The organism is Sanguibacter sp. Leaf3, assembly GCF_001425965.1.
Taxonomy (GTDB): Bacteria; Actinomycetota; Actinomycetes; order Actinomycetales; family Cellulomonadaceae; genus Sanguibacter; species Sanguibacter inulinus.
In genome coordinates, this window is the sequence record NZ_LMRH01000003.1 from 270,261 (window position 1) to 289,066 (window position 18,806).

Consider the following 18,806-nt stretch of genomic DNA (forward strand, 5'->3'; position numbering starts at 1 on the left):
GTCAGCTCGTCGCGTCGGCGACCTTCTCCTTGAGGCTGTCGACCTCGGTCTGCAGACCGTCGATCGCCGACTGGACCTCGGGCGTGATGTTCTCGCCCGCGGCGTCCTTGAGCTCGGTGAGCTTGGTGGTCGCGTCGTCGAGGGCTGTCTTCGCCTCGTCGAGCTTCTGGCGCGCGTCGCTGCCCTCGGCCTGGGCGTCTTCGAGGGCGCCCGTGGCCTTCCCGGCGGCAGACTGCGCGGAGGTGATGGCGTCCTGGGCGGTCGATCGGACCGACTCGGGCAGGTCGCCGATGCTGGCGCCGATGGTCTGCGCGTCGGCCGCGATGGTCTGCACCTGCGCCTTGGCATCCTGGACGAACTGCGTGAGCTGCTCCGTCGTGATGTTGACCTCGGGGAGGTCGGAGCACGCAGACAGGGTCAGCGCTGTGGTCAGCCCGAGGGCTGCGACGGCTGCACGGGTGGGGCGCTTGAATCGGAGCATGGCTCAAGTGTGACCGATGCGTGACCTCGGTCGGGGGACGACCGGTCGGCAGTCGGTGAGGGTTCGGCGAACGTCCCGCTGGGAGGGTAGGGCGAGCGCTCCAGACCTGCCGGTCACCGCACGCTCGGTGCGCCGGGTGCAGCGCCTGGGGCTCAGAGACCGGACGGCAGTGTCAGAGCGCGTGCGCGGCCGGCCGCGGGTGCACAGCCCTCTGCGTCCCAGCGCTCTGCAGTACCGAACCCTGCAGTTCACTACCCAGAGACCCCGCACCCTGCGGCCCCGCGCCGACCATCCCGGCGATCAGCCGGAGCGCCACCCTGTCGAGCAGCACGAGGTTGACCTTCGGCTCGGTCACGACGGTGAGCAGGTGGTGGTCGTCGACCGCGTACACGACCATCGACCCCGCAGGCCCGCGCACCGTGGTCATCTCCAGCCCCTCGAGCCCGAAGGCCATGCCGGACTGCTGGGCGATGCCGAGGACCGTGGCGACCACGGCGGCCGAGCTGTCGTGCAGCGCAGGATCACCGTCGTCGTAGAAGGGCAGGCCGTCGGTCCGCGCCACGAGGACACGGCGGATGCCGGGGATCTCGCTGCGCAGCGTGGCGGCGACGCCGAGAGCGTGCTGTCTGACGATCATGGGGTCTGCTGCTTCTTTCGTCCGGAGAGGGTCTGCACCCCGTCGAGGAGCACGTGGAGCGCGGCTGTCGCGTCGGCGAGGTCGCGTGGGTCGCAGGGCATGAGGGACTGGACCGGCGTGCCGAGCGCTGCGGCCAGCTCGGCTCGCGTCCCCGCGGGGTCGGCCCAGCGGCTCACCAGCACGAGGCGGGGGACGTAGGGGGCGAGGTCTGCGAAGGCCGCCACGATGTCCCGTGCCTGGGCGACGCTCTCGCTGCGGCTCGCGTCGACGAGGACGACGTACCCGTCCATGTCGCGGGCCAGCATCGTCCACATGAAGGAGAAGCGCTGCTGCCCGGGGGTGCCGAAGAGCCCGACGCGGTGTGCCTCCCACCGGGCGCCGGGCGGCGGCGTCACGTGCAGGCCGCCGTGGTCCATCGCGACGGTGGTCGACGTCTTGACCGCGACCGTCGAGTCGCTCACGGCCCGCTCGGTCGAGACCACGGGGTCCTGGGACAGGGTCGACACGAAAGTCGTCTTGCCGGCACCGAAGGGTCCGGTGACGACGATCTTGGTCGGGGCGCTCGCGGTCACGTCAGGTCCTCGGTCCGTCGGGGGAGCGGGAGGCGTCCGGCCGTGGGCCGGTCCGTCCCAGGGTCGGGCGTGGGTCGACGAGGCGTCAGATGTCGAGGTCGCGCTCGAGGTTGAGCAGCTGGCGGCGGGCCATCGCGAGGTTGGAGCGCGACTTGTCGAGCACCAGGTAGAGGAACAGGCCGCTGCCGGACTGGCTCTGCAGCAGGCGGATGAGGTGGATCTGGGTGTCGAGGGTGATGAGGATGTCCTCGATCTTCCCGCTGAGCCCGAGGTGCTGCATGGTGCGGATCTTGGCGCGCACGACGTCGGTGTTGCCGGCCGCGGCGATGTCGAGGTCGATGCCCGAGCCGGCCTGGCCGAGGGACATGCCGCTCTCGTAGTCGACGAGTGCTGTGGCGAGCGCGCCGTCGATCCCGAGGGCGGCCTGGAGGGTCTGGTCAACTGTGGTCACGATGAACGTCCTTGCGAGGTGGTGGGGGAGAGCAGGGGCCGCGGTCCGGGCGCCCGTCCACGAGGTTCATCGGGACGCGCGAGGCCGAGCGTTAGTTGAATCCGATTGAATCTCGGGTGATCTGTGTCTCTGCGACCGACCACACCTGGTCCCGTCCCGCTCTGCTCCGATCCCGCTCCACCCCCGGTCATGCTCTGCTGACGCCCCGTGCGCGCGCTCGCGGGCCTTGTCGCGGGAGGGTGCCCCGGCGATCAATCACGTCGCGGACCGCCCGCCCGGCAGGGCAGACTGGTCGCATGTGGATGTGAGCCGCCCCGGACCAGTCCGACCGACGCACCCGACCGCAGTGCCGACACGTGCCGACCCCTGCTGAGCCTCCCGACCTTGGTCGACGAGCGCCCGACGAGGACAGGCGAGCACGGACGAGCGCTGCGCAGCGGGTAGGAGCTCCATGACCCACCAGCACAGCACCCCGAGTCCTCAGCACGACCTCACCGCCGCAGCCGACGCGGCAGCCCTCGCCGAGGGGGAGCCCGGCGCCGTCGCGCTGCGCGCCCTCGACGTGACCTTCGCCTACGGCGACCGCACCGTCCTCGACGGCGTCGACCTCGACGTCCCGCCCGGCCACAGGGTCGGGCTCGTCGGCGAGAACGGCGTCGGCAAGTCGACGCTGCTCCGCCTCCTCGCCGGGCAGCAGGAGCCCGACCGCGGCTCGGTCGTCCGCCCCGACGACCTCGGCTTCCTCCACCAGGAGACCCCGTACCCGCTGACCGCGACGGTCGAGCAGGTCGTCGCCGACGCCCTCGCCGAGGTGCGGGCCGTCGAGGCTGACCTCGCGTCGGCCGCCGCCGCGCTCGCGGCGCTGGCCCCGGTCGACGACGACGGCCCCGACGGGGGAGCGAGCACCGACGGTGCAGGGAGCGACGGCAGCGACGGCAGCGACGACGAGACTGCGGACTCCCGCACCCTCGCCCGAGAGGCGCGCGAGCAGGCCGAGGCCGCCTACGCGACGGCTCTCGCGCGCAGCGACGCCTCCGAGGTCTGGGACGCCGACCGCCGCGCCGAGATCACGCTCGCCGGTCTGGGCATCGAGCACGTCCGCGGGCGGACCGTCGCGCAGATGTCCGGTGGCGAGCGGACACGGCTCGGCCTCGCGGCCCTGCTCATCCGCCAGCCCGCCGCGCTCCTGCTCGACGAGCCGACCAACCACCTCGACGACGACGCGGCCAAGTTCCTCGCCTCGGCCGTCGCGGCGATCCCCGGTGCCGTCGTGCTCGCGAGCCACGACCGGGACTTCCTCGACGAGGTCTGCACAGAGATCTTCGACCTCGACCCGACCGCAGAGGGCACGAGCGGGACGCTCTATGGCGGCGCGTACAGCGAGTACCGCAAGGCCAAGCGTGACGAGCGTGCCGCGTGGGAGCGCCAGTACGCGCAGGAGCAGGAGGAGCTCGCCGACCTGCGCGAGTCGATCGGGACGACGGCCCGGAAGGTCTCGCACTCTCGTGATGCGACCGACAACAACAAGATGGCCTACGGCCGGCGCGGTGACAGGGTCCAGTCGCAGGTGTCCCGGCGCGTGCGCAACGTCCAGCAGCGCATCGACACCCTGAGCGCCGCCCAGGTCCGGCGCCCGCCACGCCCGCTCGTCTTCAGGCCGAGCAGCTACGGCATGGCGGCCGAGGGAGGCCGCGGCGTCGTGATGTCGCTGCGCGACGTGGTCGTCCCCGGACGCCTCGAGATCGCCTCGCTCGACCTCCTCGCCGGGACCAAGCTGCTTGTCACCGGACCCAACGGCTCCGGCAAGTCGACCCTGCTCTCGGTCCTCGCGGGTGACGTGGTGCCTGCGAGCGGGACCGTCACCCAGGCCCCCGGTGTCGGGGTGGGCCTGCTCGAGCAGGACATCTACCTGCAGGACGACGTCCGCTCGCCGCGCGAGCTCTTCACGCTGCTCGGCGCCTCCGAGGCCCTCGCAGACTTCGGCCTCGTCGGACGCCACGACCTCGACAGGCCGCTGCGCGAGCTCAGCACAGGCCAGCGCAGACGCGTCGTCCTCGGGATGCTCGTCGCCCAGGCCCCCGAGGTGCTGCTGCTCGACGAGCCGACCAACCACATCTCGCTGAGCCTCGCCGAAGAGCTCGGGGAGGCTGTGCGGACGGCGTTGGGGACGATCGTCGTCGCATCGCACGACCGGTGGTTCCGCCGGACGTGGAAGGGGTCGACGCTGGCGTTGGGGTGAGGGGCGTGCTGGTCTGCGCGGCAGGGCTGGACTGATCGGGCTGAGTCGTCATGTGGACGTCGACCGGGCAGGAGAGCGCGGACAGAGGGTGCGCTGGCTCTTGCCGCTGGGGTCGTGAGGGTCGTGCGTGTGACGGTGTCCTCGGGCGACCCCGCGGAGCTAGGCTCCTCCGATGACCTCGACCAGCTCTGTCGTCCGATGGGTTCCAGTCCTTGCCGTCGCCTTCGTCTTCGGCGCGTGCTCGTCGTCCGACGGGGCGACCTCCGAAGAGATGCCCGCAGGGGGACCTTCGGAGGAGATCCAGCAATGGATGAACCGGCCCTTCGCAGGGGTGTCCACGGAGGACAGCCTCGGGTCGGCGTCCGGGGTCGTCGTCCCCACCGAGGAGCTCGACGACGAGCAGGCGGCGCAACAGCCGGTCGCCGTGGAGCTCGGCCAAGGACAGGTTGCTGTCCGAGGTGTGCTCGCATCCTGTTTCGGTGAGAGCACTGTGGACCTGACGGTCCACCTGTCGACCACCTCCGACGGTGCAGGCACTGAGAGGACGGCGAAGACGTTCCGGGCTCTGCCGTGCGGGGAGGACACCGAGCTCGCCCTCGAGGCCGACGGTGTGACGGGAGTCGGCTTCAGCGTCTCGGGTGCCGACCGAGACGGCGCGTGGTCGGCGATGGTGCTCGGACCGTCGCAGGGCTGACCGCGGCAGGGTCGGCAGTCACGCCCTGAGGCCGGGCGCCGCCGTTCGGCAGGCGGCGAGGGTCAGCGCCTCGCCTTGATGACCAGCACGGCGACGGCGGAGTCGAGCAGGACGCGCTGGGTGGTGCTGCCGAGGAGGAACTTGTCGACGCTCGGGCGCTTGCGCGACCCGATGACGATGAACTGCGCCTCGGAGCGGAGCACAGGAGGACTCCATGAGTGCCAACCCCGTCACCGTCTACTCCAAGCCCGCCTGTGTGCAGTGCGACGCGATCTGCCGGGCGCTGGACAACACGGCATCAACTACGACGTCGTCGGCCTCACCCAGGACCCGACCGCTCTCGAGCTCGTGCGATCCCTCGGCTACCTCCAGGCCCCCGTCGCCGTCGCCGGCAAGACCCACTGGTCCGGATTCCGCCCCGACCAGATCACCGCCCTCGCTTCCTGACTTACTCACAGCCCGCACGCGCCAGGCCGGCGGCTGCCGTGTGGGTGGCTCGCCATAGCGTCGGGCCATGAACCTGAAGACCTGCGGGGCTTGCAAGCAACGCGTCGACGTCGACGCAGGCCCCCACGTGCACGACCCCAAGGACTGCCCCGGCTGCGACCAGAAGTTGCCGGCCTCCGCCTTCCCGCTGTGGCCATCCAGCGTCGACGGCCGTCGCAAGACCTGTGCCGACTGCTCCAAGGGCATCCGGAAGACGCAGAGCGCAGATCTCCGGGCAGCAAAACAGGCCGCACGAGAAGCCGACCGCGAGGCAGAGAGCGCCGCACTTCGCGATCTCGGCTACCGCTGGGTCCGCCGCTACGAACCGGACGGGACGTGGGCGTGGATTCTCCTGAACCGAGCAGGTCTAGAGGTGTCCAAAGAGAGCGCGCTGGCCGAGGTGCGAGATCGTGCACTTGAGGACATGCCTGATTTCTGAGCGGCCCGTCCGATTGCGTGGCAGGCTCAGCCGCACTGCATCCACGGCCCCGGGCCGCTCGCCGCAGACGGCCTCTACGCCGCCCGCAAGGACGAGGCGTCGGGAGAGTTGGCGCTGACCTACACGATCATCACCCGCGAGGCCCGCGACGCCTCCGGTGAGGTCCACGACAGGATGCCCACGTTCCTGCTGTCGGATCTGTGAGACGAGTGGCTGTCTCCCGACAAGCTCGGCGACAAAGACGTCATGGTCGAGGCCCTGACGTCTTCGTCGGAGCAGGTCGCGGCCACGATCACCACGCACCCGTCGACCGAAAGGTCAACAGCACGCAGAAGGCCGATCTGTCCGCCCCGATCCTCATCGCCCCGATCGATTGATGAGTCGCACTACTCTGACGTCTTCTCCCCGAGCCGGTCGATGATGGTCTCACCTTCACTGAGACGCTTTGGACTCGAGAGGAGGCGTTCCTTCTTTAGTTTTGTATCGAAGGCGTCAAGCTTCTCCTTCTTCTGCGCATCGTCGCGGAATCTGTGTCGCCCACCGGTCATCTGCACGATGAACTTCCGCAAAGCAATCTCATCATCGTTGGAGAGGTCTTGGTTCATATAGGCGCGCTCACCTAGAACCGCGAGCACGAATCCGACAAACCACTTCTTCCCGTGGTGATCGCCGATCTTCTTCAGCGAATCGCCGAACCCTGGAAGCGAAAGCGCCAGCATAAATATCGCCGCGGCCGATGCGCCTTGAACGTCCTCAACAAATCCGGGCGTTGACAGTGCGTTCTTTGCGTTGACGGCAAGTTTTGTTGAGACAAGACATGTGTACAATGCTCCAACAATCGTGAAGGTTGGCAGCAGGAGGCTCAAGGCCTCTCGTACATCCTCGAGCGATGATTCGTCGAAGTACCCGGCCTCAAGCATGGCATTCGCGCCGAAGGCTGCCGCTTCATCAAGCACTCCCTGCTTGCTAAACTCGTCAAGCAACTCTCCCCATCCGCGAACAACCAGGATAAAGACCTCGTCCTTCAATTCCGGATTGGGGACGTGATCCGAATCGCGGAGAACGCGTGACGCGAGGTCAAGGAGGTCGGTTTTGTGGACCCAGCTAGGTCGATCCACGCTGCGCTTCACGGGGAAAGGAACCGTGTCGTCGTCAGGAGTGTCGTCGTAGTACTCCTCCTCATCCTCCTCCTCCGCAGCAGAATCTCGGACCTCCTTCTCGCTATGGCGGCGGCTCAAATCAGAAGGAGCGTCGGTCAATTCAAGCTGCGAGAAGATCCGGCTTCCGGGCTCATGAACGCCTACGTTCGAGATAAGCAAGTCACGCATTTTAATCAGTGTGATCTCACTCGACCGCTTCAGGGCCGAGTAGTGGCGAATTATAGGCGCGTAGTCTAGAGGATCTTCCAGAAGGTCCCGGTAAAAGCCATCAGGATCCATTTCGCCGGCTTTCGCAGCAAATAAATGCAGGTAGCTAGTCTGGCGAAAACTGACTTCGTCTCCGGCGCCAATCCGTAGAATTCGCGTTTCAATTAAGCCTGTGAGAGTGGCGCTCGGCTGCTCATTCCAACCAACAGACCTCATGTATTTGGCCACCGCTTGGAGCGCGTCCGCGTATCCAAGAGAGCCAACTTTTGCGACGGTCATGACGCGGGCGAGTTCGGCCAAAACGGCCTCACGGTTCTGTGGAGAAATTGTCAACCGTGGATCCACGTAAGGTCCGTCGGCGCCAATCATTCGAAGAACGTACTTATTCAAGATCGCCGTTTCGGAAGAGGTCGGTCCGAGTGACTCTCCATCAAGAACCAAGACGATCAAGAGACAGATATTGAGCGGAGTGCGGTGGAGGCGGTGTTTGCGAAGGTTTTCAGCAACGGTTCGAGCCACCTTGGAGGTGTCAGAACTCGAGACCAAACCGGTTAGAGCCTCAATCTCCGGAAGTCCAAACCTGCCGAGGTAGACGACTTCAACCTCGAGGGCGGATCCCTGCAGGGACTCGAAGAGGCCTCTTTCGTCGCCTTCTCGGCACCCAATCAGGACCGTATCTGCTTCGATAGTCTTAATATTCTCGACGAATGCCCGTTGAATGCGTGAGGATGATGGCCTCATATTGTCCACGGCAAGGATGTAAGGCGGAATTGGATCAAAATCGTTATTGATCAAACGGGCGGTACTAGCGGCGTCAAGCACCAAAGCACTCAAAGGTTGCTTGGGGGCTTTTGCGGCCATCGCGTCGACGTAAAGAGGGGCAAGAGAGTGCTTCATGCTTCCCTCTGCCAGTAGCCACTGCAGAGCAGTGCTGACGCCTGAAAGTTCGTCGCCCGCGACTATCAGTAGCTTCTTTTTCTCGAGCACCGTTGTGGCGTCGACGCGAATCGGCTCCATGTCTTCTTCGATGGCCGCCTGAGCGGCTGAAGATTGATTGTGAGGCACTCGCAATAACACGGGCGGGATCGTAAGTCTGTCAATCTCGCGTTCATTGTAGTCGGTTGCTTGACGGGTAAATAGATAGTTTCCACGTACGTTCTTTACGATCAGCTGACGTGCAAAGACGGAAGAACCCGGAGTGTTCGAAAGGAGTTGGCGTCGAGCCGTAGCAAGCCTTTCCAGGAATAGAGGTAGATCCTGATGTGAATTGCCGTAAGAGATCGCTTCAATGCTGTCGTCTGCATGTTCGGCCGTCAATTTATCTAGATCGGAGGCGGCGCAGAGGCGGAAATGTCTTGCCCTCGAATGCTTGAAGAGTGCAGCGTTTTCGGCCAGTAGACGTGAGAAGTTTGGGTCAGCAAGTCCTGCTCCAAACCCTATGTAGACAAAGGATTTGGCGGTAAGGAAGGCGCTCTGCAAGTGTTGGCTCGATGTGTCGCTCAGAATACGGGCGTAGTCCGCGCTAGTTAAAATGACACTTTCCGGCTGATCCCAGATTCCGTGGAGATGAGCGACTGCCTTTTTCTCTCCGGAGTAGACCTCTCTCATTGCTTCGGCGTCGGTCCACGCCACGGACGGCAGTCCGAGAGCCTTCTCTATTAAAGTGTCGTAATTAGTGGTAAGGATTGGAGTTTCGAGTTTTGCTAGTGCTTTCGCTAGACGCGAGTCAGTCATCTCCAAGTCACCGATTGCCTCTGAAAGCCAGTTTTGGTAACGCTGCAACGATCCATCCTTGATGGTGTCGCCGATTGTGCTGGCACATGTAATGAGAAAATTGGTCGTGGAACTTTTTCTTGCCTGCTCAAGCATCAGTTCGTAGGTGGAATGCAGGTCACCATCCACCTCGGGATACTTCGCTATGCGAGTCAAGCCATCTTGAAGGAGCCCCAACCAATCCGCTGTGGGGGCGTTATCGCTCAACGCCTTGCTAACACCAGTTCCCACTATTAGGAGCGCGTCACCGGCAGCAATCTTCCGCTTGAGGTCATCGAGAGTCATGGTTCTCCGGTGGGTTCGTGGCCGGCGGGCTTCGGTCGGCTGATCGAGCGAGTATGCGGGTGATTCTAGCCTCGGCGAGAGATCTCACGGCGGAGAGATGGGTGAAATTAAGTCGGCTATCGGGTGGACAGCCGGACGCATGACCGAAGCTGATGGGTGGTGGTGTCGGGGTACGCCTGGGGCGGTGACGGGAGGACGGAGGTTGCCGCGTATCGAAGACGATCGTTTCTGGCGGAGGTCGGGGAGGGCTTGAGGCCTACGTTTCCGCCTCTTCAGCGGAGGCTTCGGCCGCCCCCCGGGGCCGGCGCACCCTCGGCGACGGTCGGGTGGTCTTGAGGATGTCAATGTCTCCTCTGATGACCACCCGGTTGGTGAACTCTCGGACGATCTTGCGTTGCTCGTCCTCCTCGAGGTTCGCGGTGAAGGGCAGAATCTGCCTGAGGGCCAGGCGGTTCTCTTTGCCGCTCTGGCCTCGAGGTGGTGTTGCTGGCCCCGGTGGCCGAGCAGCCCGGCGATGCCCAGCGTCCCCAGGGACACGGCTATCCGTGTCAGTGACAGGCCGATGTTCGCGTGAGCCTCGGGATCGATGCTGAGCAGGTGATAGACGATGACTACGACCCCGGCACCGCCGATCAGGGCGGCGGCGACGTCGCAGATCCACGCGGCGATGGTCTTGTTCCGTGCGTACTTGCCATAGTCGGTGGCCACGATGCGCGACGTCGTGGCGTGAACAACGTTCTTTGCCTGTTCTTCGAGAGCGCCCAGCCGGTCCACGGTGGCATCCGCACGAGTGTTCGCGGCTTCCTCAGCCGATTCCCAGTGCTGGGCTAGGGCGACCAGCCGCTGCTCTTGATCCTCACGCACCTGAGAGATGGCTTCTGCGGAGCTCGCCGTGAACTGTGCCACCGCCTCCGAGATCCTCTGCCGCTCAGTCTCAACTAGCGTCCTCACCTCAGTCTGGCGCTCAGTCATCGCTTGCAACTCGCCGGTCAAGGTCTGGGCATTTTGACGCACCTCTTCAACGGCCTTCGACGCCTTCGTCTGGAAGGACTCGATCGCACCGTTGATGCCTGTCATGTAGCGCGCGATCTTCAAGGGGGGCCAGGAGGCGAGCGAGTCCATCACTGCATCCGCCTGGGAGACGACCATGGCCCAGGTGTAGCCACCAGCGTTGACGTTCTCGATATAGCTCGCGAACGAGGCGATAGTGCTGGCGAGGTTGGCGAGCATCGTGGGAGTGATCTCGTGCGGATCGCTGTCGTCGCGGCGGGTCTTGAGGTGCACAAGGACCCAGCCGGCATAGGCGAGCGCGTCTTGCTCGGATGGATCTTCGGGCAGCGTTGAGGCGTTCATGTGCGCGCGAGCCTGCTCGAGGTGCTGCCAGGCGGGGCTGGCAGTGAAGCGTTCTTGCCACAGCATGTGGACCTCCCGCTCGAGAGCCTACGAGTCAAGACCGACGGACCTAGTGGCCTGCCGGGTGAAGTCGACATCAACACCAAGGGCTCCCGGCAGGCTGAGCCGAAAACGATCGCTTCCGGGAGAGGTCGCGGCTGGGTCAGTCTGAGTGCGACACGACGACCGCCGCCGCACCGAAACCTGTCCCCGGAACCTCGTCGACCCGAAACTCAGCACCAGGCGTTTCTGGTGAGCCCAGGGGAGGGGCGTCACCCCTCGCACACCTGGGGACGGCCCGAGCTCCGTCGCTGCGCGGCTCCACCCGCCCACAGGGGCACGACGGGACCCACCCTCGAACGGCAGATGCCCTCAAGCGGACGCGTCGGCTGTGGACGAGTTGCTGGAGGCCGCTGCGCGGCCGCGGATTCCCTGAGAGGCAAAAATCGTTCGTGCCGCGGTCGAGGGCCCCACGGCAATGGTGCCCATGATCGACGCGAGCTGAGAGGCAATCGCCACGGCCATGGCCACGCACCTGGTCAGCCGCGCCTTGAACGACGTCCGCATTGCCGACTGACCGCCCCGGAACTCATTCGCGTGATCTAGGCGCGCCGACGCGATGGCGGGATCCGAGAGGTCGGGCGATGACAACACACCTAGGCGTGGATGTTTGCCGCAGCGCGTAAGAGCTCGGCGACGGCGGCGGGGTCGCGCAGCTGGACGGTGCGCTTCCACCGGTCTGGCCGATGCGTGCTGACCACGAGGCCGACTTCCTCGAGCGCATCCACGTGGCCAGGCACAACCGCCGAGCTGTTCAGGTCGAGCGTGCGCCGCAACTCCTCACATGACGGTCCGGGAGGCTCGCTCCGGGCCACCTCACTGATGATCCGTAGCCGGGTGGTTTGGGCGACGACCTGCAGCACGTGCGCCGCGTGCGCGACTTCGGTGGCAGAGAGCCCGAGTTCTGGCCAAGACCGGACAACTACCGCTGGGACCTTCGCCCTAGACATCCGCCACCTTTCGCTGGTCGGTGAATGTGCCCACGCTACATGGCGGCACTAGTGGTCGTGCAGAGCCCACCGCGGTGGTCCTGCAGGAAGGAGGTGGTCCGGATGCCACAACCCAGGTGCAAGGAGCACGGGGTCGAGATGGTCTTCGACTTCGACTGCTGGCGGTGCCCCGTCGGCAACTGTGCCCGCCCCGTGCGGCGCTGAACTGTTCGGGGGTCCGGCTCGTATGAGCCGGACCCCCGAGGAGGACCCTAGGCGTTCTGTGCCATGACGTAGTGACGCCTGCGCGGAGGCGCGCAGCAGACTCGACCGGAGCCCTACGGTCAAGTCCTTACAGAGCTCATCGAGCAGGTATCGGCTGGTCATCGTCTGGGCTTAGGTAGAGGTTGCAGCTTGACGTGCAAGCAATTCCTTCACGAGAGCGACGGTGGCCAGGTACCACCAGAAAATCCAATCGAGGTACGCGTCGTCATAGTCGGGCCGCTGGTCTGCCCGCTGGTGTCGGATCGCGTAGCTGTTCGCAATATTGAAGAGCGCGCCTTCGTCCGACCGAAGTAGCTCCTCCTTGAGGAGGGCTCTGTTCGTCTCCAGGATCCCGGATAGAGCGATGATGGCAGCGCGCTTGTCCTCACGAGTCGCTCCTCGCCGCCGGAACTGATCGATCGCGTGGTGCAACGCGTTCGGCGACGGGGCCTCCTCATCGTGAGCCAGCGTCTCTAACAGCTCATCGCGCGGGTCGCCGGTCGTCTCGACCAGCACCCCGGTCTCATCGAGTCTCAGGAGCGAACTGCTCTGCTCCAGGAGCTCGTTCACCCGCCAGCGATAGACCGCCCGGCCCGCGCGCCTGTCGAAGTCGGAGTAGTGCCACTCGCTCCCGTAGCTGTGGTAGTTCCGGAGGCGAGGGCGAGCGACCATGAGGTGGATGGCTTCGACGACCGTGTAGGTGTGATCCTCGCCAGAGATGGCGAGGCTCGGAGGCCAGTGTTCTTCGGAGCCCATGAGGTCGGAGAGTCGGTGGCGACCGCGCTTCTCGTGGTCGTTGTCGGAGTCGACGCAGTCTGTCCCCAATGCCGCGTCGAAGTACCCGGTGCTGTCTAGCTCCTTCACGAGGTCCTCGAACCTGTCTCGGACCTGCGTGAACGTGAACCTCGGCTTCTTGGAGGTGGCCGACGAGGAATTCCTTCGATCTCGGTATAAGACGGGCTGCGTGAACACTGGCACGCAGGCCTGGTCCGCAGCGATCACGGCGAGGAGCGCCTCGAGCGTTCCCTCCGCTCGAGCGGAGGTCAACCACTCAGCGCCAGAATCGTCATAGAAGGCTTCGCTGAAGAGCAGATCCAGCCTGTCCGTCCACGAATAGGTGACGTCGTCGTCCCAGGGATCTGCGCTACGGATCGTCGAGGCCCTGAACTCCTGGATGAACAGGTCCCGAGGCCATACCAGCTGCAGATCGTCGATACGGACTGTCATACGAGCACCCTAGGTGATCGCAAGCCGCATCGGCTTCTCCTTGACAGGAGGACGACGGGACCCAGGGCTAGGGGCAAGCGCAGCTCAGGCTGCAGGCAAGGCCCTGATGCGGCGGTAGAGGGTAGCGCGTGACATGCCGAGGTCGCGTGCGACTTGGCTGGCTGGTTCGTCGGCTTCGACGAGGCGCTGGGCATTGTGGATCTGGTTGTTGGTAAATGTGGGCGCCGGCCGCCGAGGTCGGCGCCTGTGGCGCGGCGTTGGGCGACGGAGTTGTTGATGCGTTCGCGCTTGATCTCGAGCTCCATCTGGGCCAGTGCGGCCATGAGGGTGAAAACCATGGAGCCGATGGGTGCGGAGGTGCCGACGTTGGCCCCTCCGAGGTTGAGCACGCGCAGCGCTGCTCCTCAGGCCTCGACGACCGTGACCCCGCGCTCCCGCAGCCGCGCCGTCGCGGCGCTGTCGGTCGTGTCGGCGACGATCGCCGTCACCTCGTCGAGGGGCAGCACCCGGTACCGTGACACGGCACCGATCTTCTCCTCGCTCGCGAGGGCGATCGTCTCCGCGCTGCGCCGTGACAGCGCCCGCTTCATAGCGGCCTCGTCGGCGTCGCCGGTGGTGAGCCCTTCGTCCGGGTGCACCCCCGTGACGCCCAGCAGGAAGAGGTCGGCCGAAACTCCCGCAGCCGCCTCGACGGCAGCCGCGCCGCTCGTCACGGCCGAGTGTCTGAACAGCCGCCCGCCGAGGATCAGCACCTCGACACCCTCGTAGGGCAGCAGCGCGACGGCGACAGTCGGGCTGTGGGTCACGACGGTGCAGCGCAGGTCGGCGGGCAGGGCGCGGACGACGGCGAGCGACGTGGTCCCGCCGTCGAGCATCACGGTCATCCCGGGTTCGACCAACCGTGCGGCGCGGGCCCCGACGCGGTCTTTGCTCTCGGGGGAGACCGTCGTCCGGGCCGTGTAGTCCGCGACGGCCGGCGACGAGGCGACGGCGCCGCCGTAGACGCGCTGGCAGAGCCCGGCCGCTGCGAGCTCGCGCAGATCCCGGCGCACGGTGTCCTCCGAGAGCCCCAGCTCGGAGGCGAGGGCGCGCGCTACGACCCGACCGTCCCGGGCGAGGCGGTCGAGCAGCAGAGCGTGTCGTTCAGCGACCAGCATGTGCACGTTCCTTCCGACTGTTGCACGTTCCTGTCGTAGTCTAGCGCCATGACGACATTCGAAGAGCAGTCTGTCTCCCGTCCCGGCGTCGACATCCCAGACTCGCGCGGGCGGACCGGGCTCGATAGGGTCGGCCGCGACCTCGACCGCAACCCTGACGTCGTGGTCCGCGACGTCGAGGTGACCTCCGACGGGTGGCACGTGCTGCGCCGCACCACCTTCGACTACCGCCGGGCCGACGGCACGTGGACCACCCAGCAGCGCGAGACCTACGACCGCGGGAACGGCGCGACGATCTTGCTCTACGACCTCGCGAACCAGACCGTCCTGCTCACCCGCCAGCTGCGCTACCCCGCCTACGTCAACGACCACCCTGACGGCATGCTCGTCGAGGCCGCCGCGGGGCTGCTCGACGACGATGCCCCCGACGTCGCGATCCGCCGCGAGGCCGCCGAAGAGCTCGGCGTCGAGGTCGGCGAGCTCACCCACGTCTTCGACCTCTACATGAGCCCGGGGTCTGTCACCGAGCGGCTGCACTTCTACGTCGCGCCCTTCACCGCCGACACCCGGACCGGAGCGGGCGGCGGAGTCGTCGAGGAAGGGGAAGACATCGAGGTGCTCGCGCTGCCCTTCGCACGGGCGCTCGAGATGATCGAGACCGGCGAGATCGTCGACGGCAAGACGGTGATCCTGCTCCAGTGGGCGCAGCTCAACCTCTTCGGCGGCTGAGGGTCGGCGCTCCCGGCGCTGGCGACGAAGAGCCGCCGACCCGCACGACGCAGACGGCACCTCGGCTGCGTACCCCGCGAGGTCTGCGCCGGGCCGCGACGGGAGACTGGTCGCTGCGGTGCTGGCCACAGGCGCCCACGGTGGCAGCATGGAGATCGCCCCCCGACCCCGCCCAGCAGGAGAACCCGTGCCCACGACCTCCCCCGCCACGACCGCTCTCGACCTGACCGCAGACTCTGCCCTCGTCGTCCCGCTGAGCGAGGAGGTCCGTCGCGGACCCGACGACTTCGACGCGTTCTGGCAGGTCGCCCGGGACGAGGCGCTCGCCGTGGACCCTGCGCCCGAGCGCCTTGAGGTGGTCTCGCGCGAGGGCGGCAGGGTCGTCACTCGGGTCTCGCTGCGCACGACCGACGGGATCGAGCTCGGAGGCTGGCTCAGCGAGCCCGCCGAGGGCCCTGTGCGCAGGGTGCTCGTCCGGCTGCACGGCTACGGCGGCGCTGAAGGCCCGCACGACCCCCTCGGTCTCGAGGCCACGGCCGAGCTCACGCCGGTCCTGCGCGGGCTGCCGTCGCTCGGCCTCGTCGAGGGAATCCCGTCGACAGGCGACCTGCACGTGCTGCACGGCATCGAGCACCGCGACACCTACGTGCACCGCGGCTGCGTCCAGGACGCCTGGGTGGCGGTCACCGCAGCGCTCCTGCTCGTGCCCGGGGCCGAGCGCGTCGACCTCACGGGCGTGAGCTTCGGTGGGGGCATCGGTGCGCTCGCGCTGCCCCTCGAGACCAGGGTCACGGCGGCCTGCCTCGACGTCCCGAGCTTCGGCAACCACCCCGTGCGTCTCGAGACGCCGTGCGCCGGCAGCGGCGAGTCCGTCCGGCTCGCTGCACTCGACGACCCGGGCGTCCGCCAGGTCGTCGCCTACTTCGACGCGGCGACCGCGGCCGGGCGCATCCGTCAGCCCGTGCTGGTCTCTGCGGCGCGCGAAGACCCCGTCGTCCCGCCCGTCGGGCAGGTGTCGGTGTTCTCAGGTCTCGGGGGACCTAGGTCGCTGCTGCTGCTCACCGCCGGGCACATGGAGTACCCCGAGCAGGAGCGCGAGGCGCGGCTGATGCGCGCCGCCTACGTGGAGTGGCTGCGCGACTGACGCCAGGACGTCCGGTCCCGGGAGCGAGAGCCGACCAGGCGGGCCGGCAGATGTGCTGCCGGTCGTGCTGCCTAGGCGACGGCGACAGGGTTCCCGACGTCGACCGAGCCGACATCGACTGAGCCGACGCCGCGGAGCACGTCGATGTCGGTCTGGAGCGCGTCGAGCGCAGCGGTGACGTCCGGGTCGACCCCCTCGACCGCTGAGGTCACGTGCCGCAGCTCGGCCGACGCGGCGTCGAGGGCGGTGCGGGCGTCGTGGAGCGAGGTCTGGGCCGTCCACAGTGAGAAGGCGTCGGCGGTGTCGACCGCGGTGATGGCCGACTGCGCCGCGGTGGTCGCGGCCTGCGCGGACATGATCGCGCTGTCCACCTGGGCGCGGACGGTGGCGGGCAGCGACAGGCTCACGACGGCGGCGAGGGTGATGTCACGGGTGACGACCTCGGTCTGCGAGCGGACCGGGACGATGGTGGATGTGCGCACCTCGGCGTGGGCGGCTGTGCCCTGCACCAGCGGCAGGGTGAGCGCAAGGAGGCTGGCGGCTGCGATCCGCGTCGTCTTCGACGTCATGTCACGATTCTGCATCATCTCGCTGAGAAGAGCCTGGGACCGCACCGAACCTTCACCCGCCGCCCGGTCGATCTGCGACTTCTGAGCCTGTCGCGAGAGAACGCGCAGGTCACGTGAGGGTTCTCTGGCGGTGCACCGATCCGCGTGCGACCGTCGGTGGTGGTCGTTATCGTCGTGTGACACCCTTGCTCGGGGATTCCGACGGCGCTGACCCTCAGTGCTGCGGTGCGCCCAGCACAGCAGGACGAGGCAGGAAGACCATGAACGACACCCACCCCAGCACCCCCTTCGACCGGACAGAGTCGAGCATCACCTGCGGCCCGGATGGCGGGAAGACCGTCGTCACGCTCCGCGGCGAGATCGACGCGGCGCTCCGCGACCAGGCCGGCGAGGCCATGGTGACTGTCGTCGTGCAGAACGCTCCCGTCGTCATCGACGTCGGCGCCGTGTCCTTCATCGACTCCTCAGGGCTGGCCTTCCTCGTGCAGCTGCACAGGCTGTGCTCCGAGAGCGCGCTCGACCTCGAGCTCCTCGACCCCTCGGACAACCTGCTCGAGCTCATCGAGGTCCTGGGCATGGGTGACCAGTTCCGCGTCCGCCGTTCCGAGTCGTCCGACTCGCTGGCCGCCGGAGCCTGACACTGCGTCGAGGCTCTCGTCTGACCGTGACAGAGCCCACCGCCGTGGCGCGTCCTCGGTGTCGGTGGCGGCCGTTACCGTCGAGGCATGCGGATCCTGCACACCTCTGACTGGCACCTCGGCAGGACTCTGCACGGGGTAGACCTCCTCGAGCACCAGGCCGCCTACCTCGACCACCTCGTCGAGCTGACCCGCAGCGAGGGCGTCGACGCCGTCGTGGTCGCCGGTGACGTCTACGACCGCGCGATCCCGCCCGTCGAGGCCGTCACCCTGCTGTCGAGCACGCTCGCCCGCCTCGCCGAGATCACCCAGGTGGTCGTCACCCCGGGCAACCACGACTCTGCGACGCGCCTCGGTTTTGGTGCCGAGCTGTGGCGCGACGGTGTGCACGTGCGCGCCAAGGTCGCCGACGTCGGCCGGCCCGTCGAGCTCGTCACGACCGACGGTGCCCCGGCCCTGGTCTACGCGTTGCCCTACCTCGACCCTGACGCCGCTCGCATTGCGTTGCGTGAGGAAGACGAGGCCCCCCTCGCCCGCTCGCACGAGGCCGTCACCGGTGCGGCCATGCGCCGCGTCCGGGCAGACCTCGCCGCCCGGTCGGCGGCAGCGACCGCCCGTCCGCGCTCCCTCCTCGTCGCGCACGCCTTCGTCGTGGGTGGTGAGGCGTCGGAGTCCGAGCGCGACATCCGCGTCGGCGGTGTGGACACAGTCCCGGCCGCCGTCCTCGACGGGGTGGACTACGTCGCGCTCGGGCACCTGCACGGAGCCCAGCGCGTCTCGACGGGCGAGGGGACCGTCGCCCGGTACTCCGGGTCGCCGCTCGCCTACTCCTTCTCCGAGATGCGTCAGCACAAGTCGACAGTCCTGGTCGACCTCGGGCCCGACGGTGTCGTCGGGACGCCCGAGCTCGTACCCGCGCCGGTCCCGCGTCGGCTGAGCGAGGTCAGCGGGACCCTCGACGAGCTCCTCGGGGCAGCCGGCGAGCCGCACGCCGACGACTGGGTGCGTGTGACGGTGACCGACCCCGCACGTCCGCGCGAGATGAACGCCCGCATCAAGGAGCGCTTCCCACACGCCCTCGTCATGACGCACCGCCCACCCGACCGCGGCCTGCGAGAGTCCCTCACCCTCGCCGTCACCACGGCGAGCGACCCCCTGGTGGTGGCTGCCGACTTCGTCCAGCACGTCACCGGCGACCAGCCCGACGTCCGTGAGACGGCCGCGCTGCGCCTCGCCTTCGAGACCGCGAACGCCGCAGAGCGGAGCGCCTGAC

At 67.0% G+C, this 18,806-nt stretch carries 19 protein-coding genes and 2 pseudogenes; 9 read left to right on the forward strand and 12 right to left on the reverse strand.

Annotation, left to right across the window (positions count from 1 at the left end):
• Window position 1: 1 nt before the first annotated feature.
• The 4 genes from ASG53_RS14655 to ASG53_RS14670 all read right to left on the reverse strand — a co-directional run bounded on the left by ASG53_RS14655 (window position 2) and on the right by ASG53_RS14670 (window position 2,141).
• Window positions 2-481 carry a hypothetical protein gene (locus ASG53_RS14655; protein ID WP_056134991.1) on the reverse strand — a complete coding sequence of 160 codons (480 nt, stop codon included), beginning with the start codon at window positions 479-481 and terminating at the stop codon, window positions 2-4.
• A 172-nt stretch (window positions 482-653) separates the two neighbouring features.
• Window positions 654-1,118 carry a roadblock/LC7 domain-containing protein gene (locus ASG53_RS14660; protein ID WP_082544093.1) on the reverse strand — a complete coding sequence of 155 codons (465 nt, stop codon included), beginning with the start codon at window positions 1,116-1,118 and terminating at the stop codon, window positions 654-656.
• The gene (locus ASG53_RS14665) at window positions 1,115-1,690 is read right to left on the reverse strand and encodes a GTP-binding protein (protein ID WP_056134994.1); all 576 of its coding nucleotides are present in this window, start codon (window positions 1,688-1,690) and stop codon (window positions 1,115-1,117) included. The genes ASG53_RS14660 and ASG53_RS14665 overlap by 4 nt, the downstream gene beginning before the upstream one ends.
• 85 nt (window positions 1,691-1,775) lie before the next feature.
• Window positions 1,776-2,141: a hypothetical protein gene (locus tag ASG53_RS14670; RefSeq protein ID WP_056134996.1), complete on the reverse strand. Its 366-nt coding sequence runs from the start codon at window positions 2,139-2,141 to the stop codon at window positions 1,776-1,778.
• A gap of 451 nt (window positions 2,142-2,592) precedes the next feature.
• On the opposite strand from ASG53_RS14670, the gene ASG53_RS14675 reads away from it, so the two are divergent.
• Together ASG53_RS14675 and ASG53_RS14680 are read left to right on the forward strand one after the other, a co-directional pair.
• Window positions 2,593-4,380 carry an ABC-F family ATP-binding cassette domain-containing protein gene (locus tag ASG53_RS14675; RefSeq protein WP_082544094.1) on the forward strand — a complete coding sequence of 596 codons (1,788 nt, stop codon included), beginning with the start codon at window positions 2,593-2,595 and terminating at the stop codon, window positions 4,378-4,380.
• A gap of 172 nt (window positions 4,381-4,552) precedes the next feature.
• Window positions 4,553-5,074: a hypothetical protein gene (locus ASG53_RS14680; protein ID WP_156382828.1), complete on the forward strand. Its 522-nt coding sequence runs from the start codon at window positions 4,553-4,555 to the stop codon at window positions 5,072-5,074.
• 62 nt (window positions 5,075-5,136) lie between these two features.
• On the opposite strand, the gene ASG53_RS19575 is transcribed toward ASG53_RS14680, so the two are convergent.
• Window positions 5,137-5,277 carry a universal stress protein gene (locus ASG53_RS19575; RefSeq protein ID WP_235533953.1) on the reverse strand — a complete coding sequence of 47 codons (141 nt, stop codon included), beginning with the start codon at window positions 5,275-5,277 and terminating at the stop codon, window positions 5,137-5,139.
• Between the two features lie 11 nt (window positions 5,278-5,288).
• On the opposite strand from ASG53_RS19575, the pseudogene nrdH reads away from it, so the two are divergent.
• From nrdH to ASG53_RS20685, 3 genes and pseudogenes are all read left to right on the forward strand, one after another.
• A pseudogene (gene nrdH / locus ASG53_RS14685) lies at window positions 5,289-5,521 on the forward strand (glutaredoxin-like protein NrdH).
• Between the two features lie 67 nt (window positions 5,522-5,588).
• A complete protein-coding gene (locus ASG53_RS19915; protein ID WP_156382829.1) occupies window positions 5,589-5,999 on the forward strand; it encodes a hypothetical protein in 411 nt (136 codons plus the stop codon).
• Window positions 6,000-6,011: 12 nt separating this feature from the next.
• Window positions 6,012-6,203, forward strand: coding sequence for an SOS response-associated peptidase family protein (locus ASG53_RS20685; RefSeq protein ID WP_082544095.1), 192 nt, complete (start codon window positions 6,012-6,014; stop codon window positions 6,201-6,203).
• A gap of 182 nt (window positions 6,204-6,385) precedes the next feature.
• Here the strand turns inward: ASG53_RS20685 and ASG53_RS19585 are convergent, their stop codons facing one another.
• The 6 genes and pseudogenes from ASG53_RS19585 to ASG53_RS14715 all read right to left on the reverse strand — a co-directional run bounded on the left by ASG53_RS19585 (window position 6,386) and on the right by ASG53_RS14715 (window position 14,453).
• Window positions 6,386-9,424: an SIR2 family NAD-dependent protein deacylase gene (locus tag ASG53_RS19585; RefSeq protein WP_082544096.1), complete on the reverse strand. Its 3,039-nt coding sequence runs from the start codon at window positions 9,422-9,424 to the stop codon at window positions 6,386-6,388.
• An 84-nt stretch (window positions 9,425-9,508) separates the two neighbouring features.
• Window positions 9,509-10,777 carry a hypothetical protein gene (locus tag ASG53_RS14695; RefSeq protein WP_156382830.1) on the reverse strand — a complete coding sequence of 423 codons (1,269 nt, stop codon included), beginning with the start codon at window positions 10,775-10,777 and terminating at the stop codon, window positions 9,509-9,511.
• 695 nt (window positions 10,778-11,472) lie between these two features.
• Complete coding sequence (locus tag ASG53_RS14705; RefSeq protein WP_162246156.1) at window positions 11,473-11,739, reverse strand: helix-turn-helix domain-containing protein; 267 nt, start codon at window positions 11,737-11,739, stop codon at window positions 11,473-11,475.
• A gap of 462 nt (window positions 11,740-12,201) precedes the next feature.
• A complete protein-coding gene (locus ASG53_RS14710; RefSeq protein WP_056135015.1) occupies window positions 12,202-13,296 on the reverse strand; it encodes a hypothetical protein in 1,095 nt (364 codons plus the stop codon).
• Window positions 13,297-13,380: 84 nt separating this feature from the next.
• Window positions 13,381-13,700: pseudogene (locus ASG53_RS19590) on the reverse strand (helix-turn-helix domain-containing protein); the annotation flags it as partial.
• Entirely contained in the window at window positions 13,701-14,453 is a 753-nt protein-coding gene (locus tag ASG53_RS14715; protein ID WP_056135018.1) for a DeoR/GlpR family DNA-binding transcription regulator, read from the reverse strand.
• A gap of 48 nt (window positions 14,454-14,501) precedes the next feature.
• Here ASG53_RS14715 and ASG53_RS14720 point away from each other — a divergent pair, with 48 nt between their 5' ends.
• Together ASG53_RS14720 and ASG53_RS14725 are read left to right on the forward strand one after the other, a co-directional pair.
• Window positions 14,502-15,182, forward strand: a complete 681-nt coding sequence (locus tag ASG53_RS14720; protein ID WP_056135020.1) for an NUDIX domain-containing protein — start codon at window positions 14,502-14,504, stop codon at window positions 15,180-15,182.
• Window positions 15,183-15,369: 187 nt separating this feature from the next.
• Window positions 15,370-16,326 carry an acetylxylan esterase gene (locus ASG53_RS14725; RefSeq protein ID WP_056135023.1) on the forward strand — a complete coding sequence of 319 codons (957 nt, stop codon included), beginning with the start codon at window positions 15,370-15,372 and terminating at the stop codon, window positions 16,324-16,326.
• 71 nt (window positions 16,327-16,397) lie between these two features.
• Here ASG53_RS14725 and ASG53_RS14730 read toward each other — a convergent pair whose 3' ends face one another.
• A complete protein-coding gene (locus tag ASG53_RS14730) occupies window positions 16,398-16,895 on the reverse strand; it encodes a hypothetical protein (RefSeq protein WP_056135026.1) in 498 nt (165 codons plus the stop codon).
• A gap of 260 nt (window positions 16,896-17,155) precedes the next feature.
• On the opposite strand from ASG53_RS14730, the gene ASG53_RS14735 reads away from it, so the two are divergent.
• A complete protein-coding gene (locus ASG53_RS14735; RefSeq protein ID WP_056135029.1) occupies window positions 17,156-17,533 on the forward strand; it encodes an STAS domain-containing protein in 378 nt (125 codons plus the stop codon).
• Between the two features lie 87 nt (window positions 17,534-17,620).
• Entirely contained in the window at window positions 17,621-18,805 is a 1,185-nt protein-coding gene (locus tag ASG53_RS14740; RefSeq protein ID WP_056135032.1) for an exonuclease SbcCD subunit D, read from the forward strand.
• Window position 18,806: the final 1 nt, after the last annotated feature.

What these genes read in the sequence shown, in the direction of transcription:
- ASG53_RS14735 (WP_056135029.1), top strand. Translation starts at nt 17,156, where the DNA reads ATGAACGACACCCACCCCAGCACCCCCTTCGACCGGACAGAGTCGAGC.
- ASG53_RS14680 (WP_156382828.1), top strand. Translation starts at nt 4,553, where the DNA reads ATGACCTCGACCAGCTCTGTCGTCCGATGGGTTCCAGTCCTTGCCGTC.
- ASG53_RS14730 (WP_056135026.1), bottom strand. Translation starts at nt 16,895, where the DNA reads ATGACGTCGAAGACGACGCGGATCGCAGCCGCCAGCCTCCTTGCGCTC.
- ASG53_RS14715 (WP_056135018.1), bottom strand. Translation starts at nt 14,453, where the DNA reads ATGCTGGTCGCTGAACGACACGCTCTGCTGCTCGACCGCCTCGCCCGG.
- ASG53_RS14655 (WP_056134991.1), bottom strand. Translation starts at nt 481, where the DNA reads ATGCTCCGATTCAAGCGCCCCACCCGTGCAGCCGTCGCAGCCCTCGGG.
- ASG53_RS14660 (WP_082544093.1), bottom strand. Translation starts at nt 1,118, where the DNA reads ATGATCGTCAGACAGCACGCTCTCGGCGTCGCCGCCACGCTGCGCAGC.
- ASG53_RS14675 (WP_082544094.1), top strand. Translation starts at nt 2,593, where the DNA reads ATGACCCACCAGCACAGCACCCCGAGTCCTCAGCACGACCTCACCGCC.
- ASG53_RS14710 (WP_056135015.1), bottom strand. Translation starts at nt 13,296, where the DNA reads ATGACAGTCCGTATCGACGATCTGCAGCTGGTATGGCCTCGGGACCTG.
- ASG53_RS19585 (WP_082544096.1), bottom strand. Translation starts at nt 9,424, where the DNA reads ATGACTCTCGATGACCTCAAGCGGAAGATTGCTGCCGGTGACGCGCTC.
- ASG53_RS14740 (WP_056135032.1), top strand. Translation starts at nt 17,621, where the DNA reads ATGCGGATCCTGCACACCTCTGACTGGCACCTCGGCAGGACTCTGCAC.
- ASG53_RS19915 (WP_156382829.1), top strand. Translation starts at nt 5,589, where the DNA reads ATGAACCTGAAGACCTGCGGGGCTTGCAAGCAACGCGTCGACGTCGAC.
- ASG53_RS14695 (WP_156382830.1), bottom strand. Translation starts at nt 10,777, where the DNA reads ATGAACGCCTCAACGCTGCCCGAAGATCCATCCGAGCAAGACGCGCTC.
- ASG53_RS14720 (WP_056135020.1), top strand. Translation starts at nt 14,502, where the DNA reads ATGACGACATTCGAAGAGCAGTCTGTCTCCCGTCCCGGCGTCGACATC.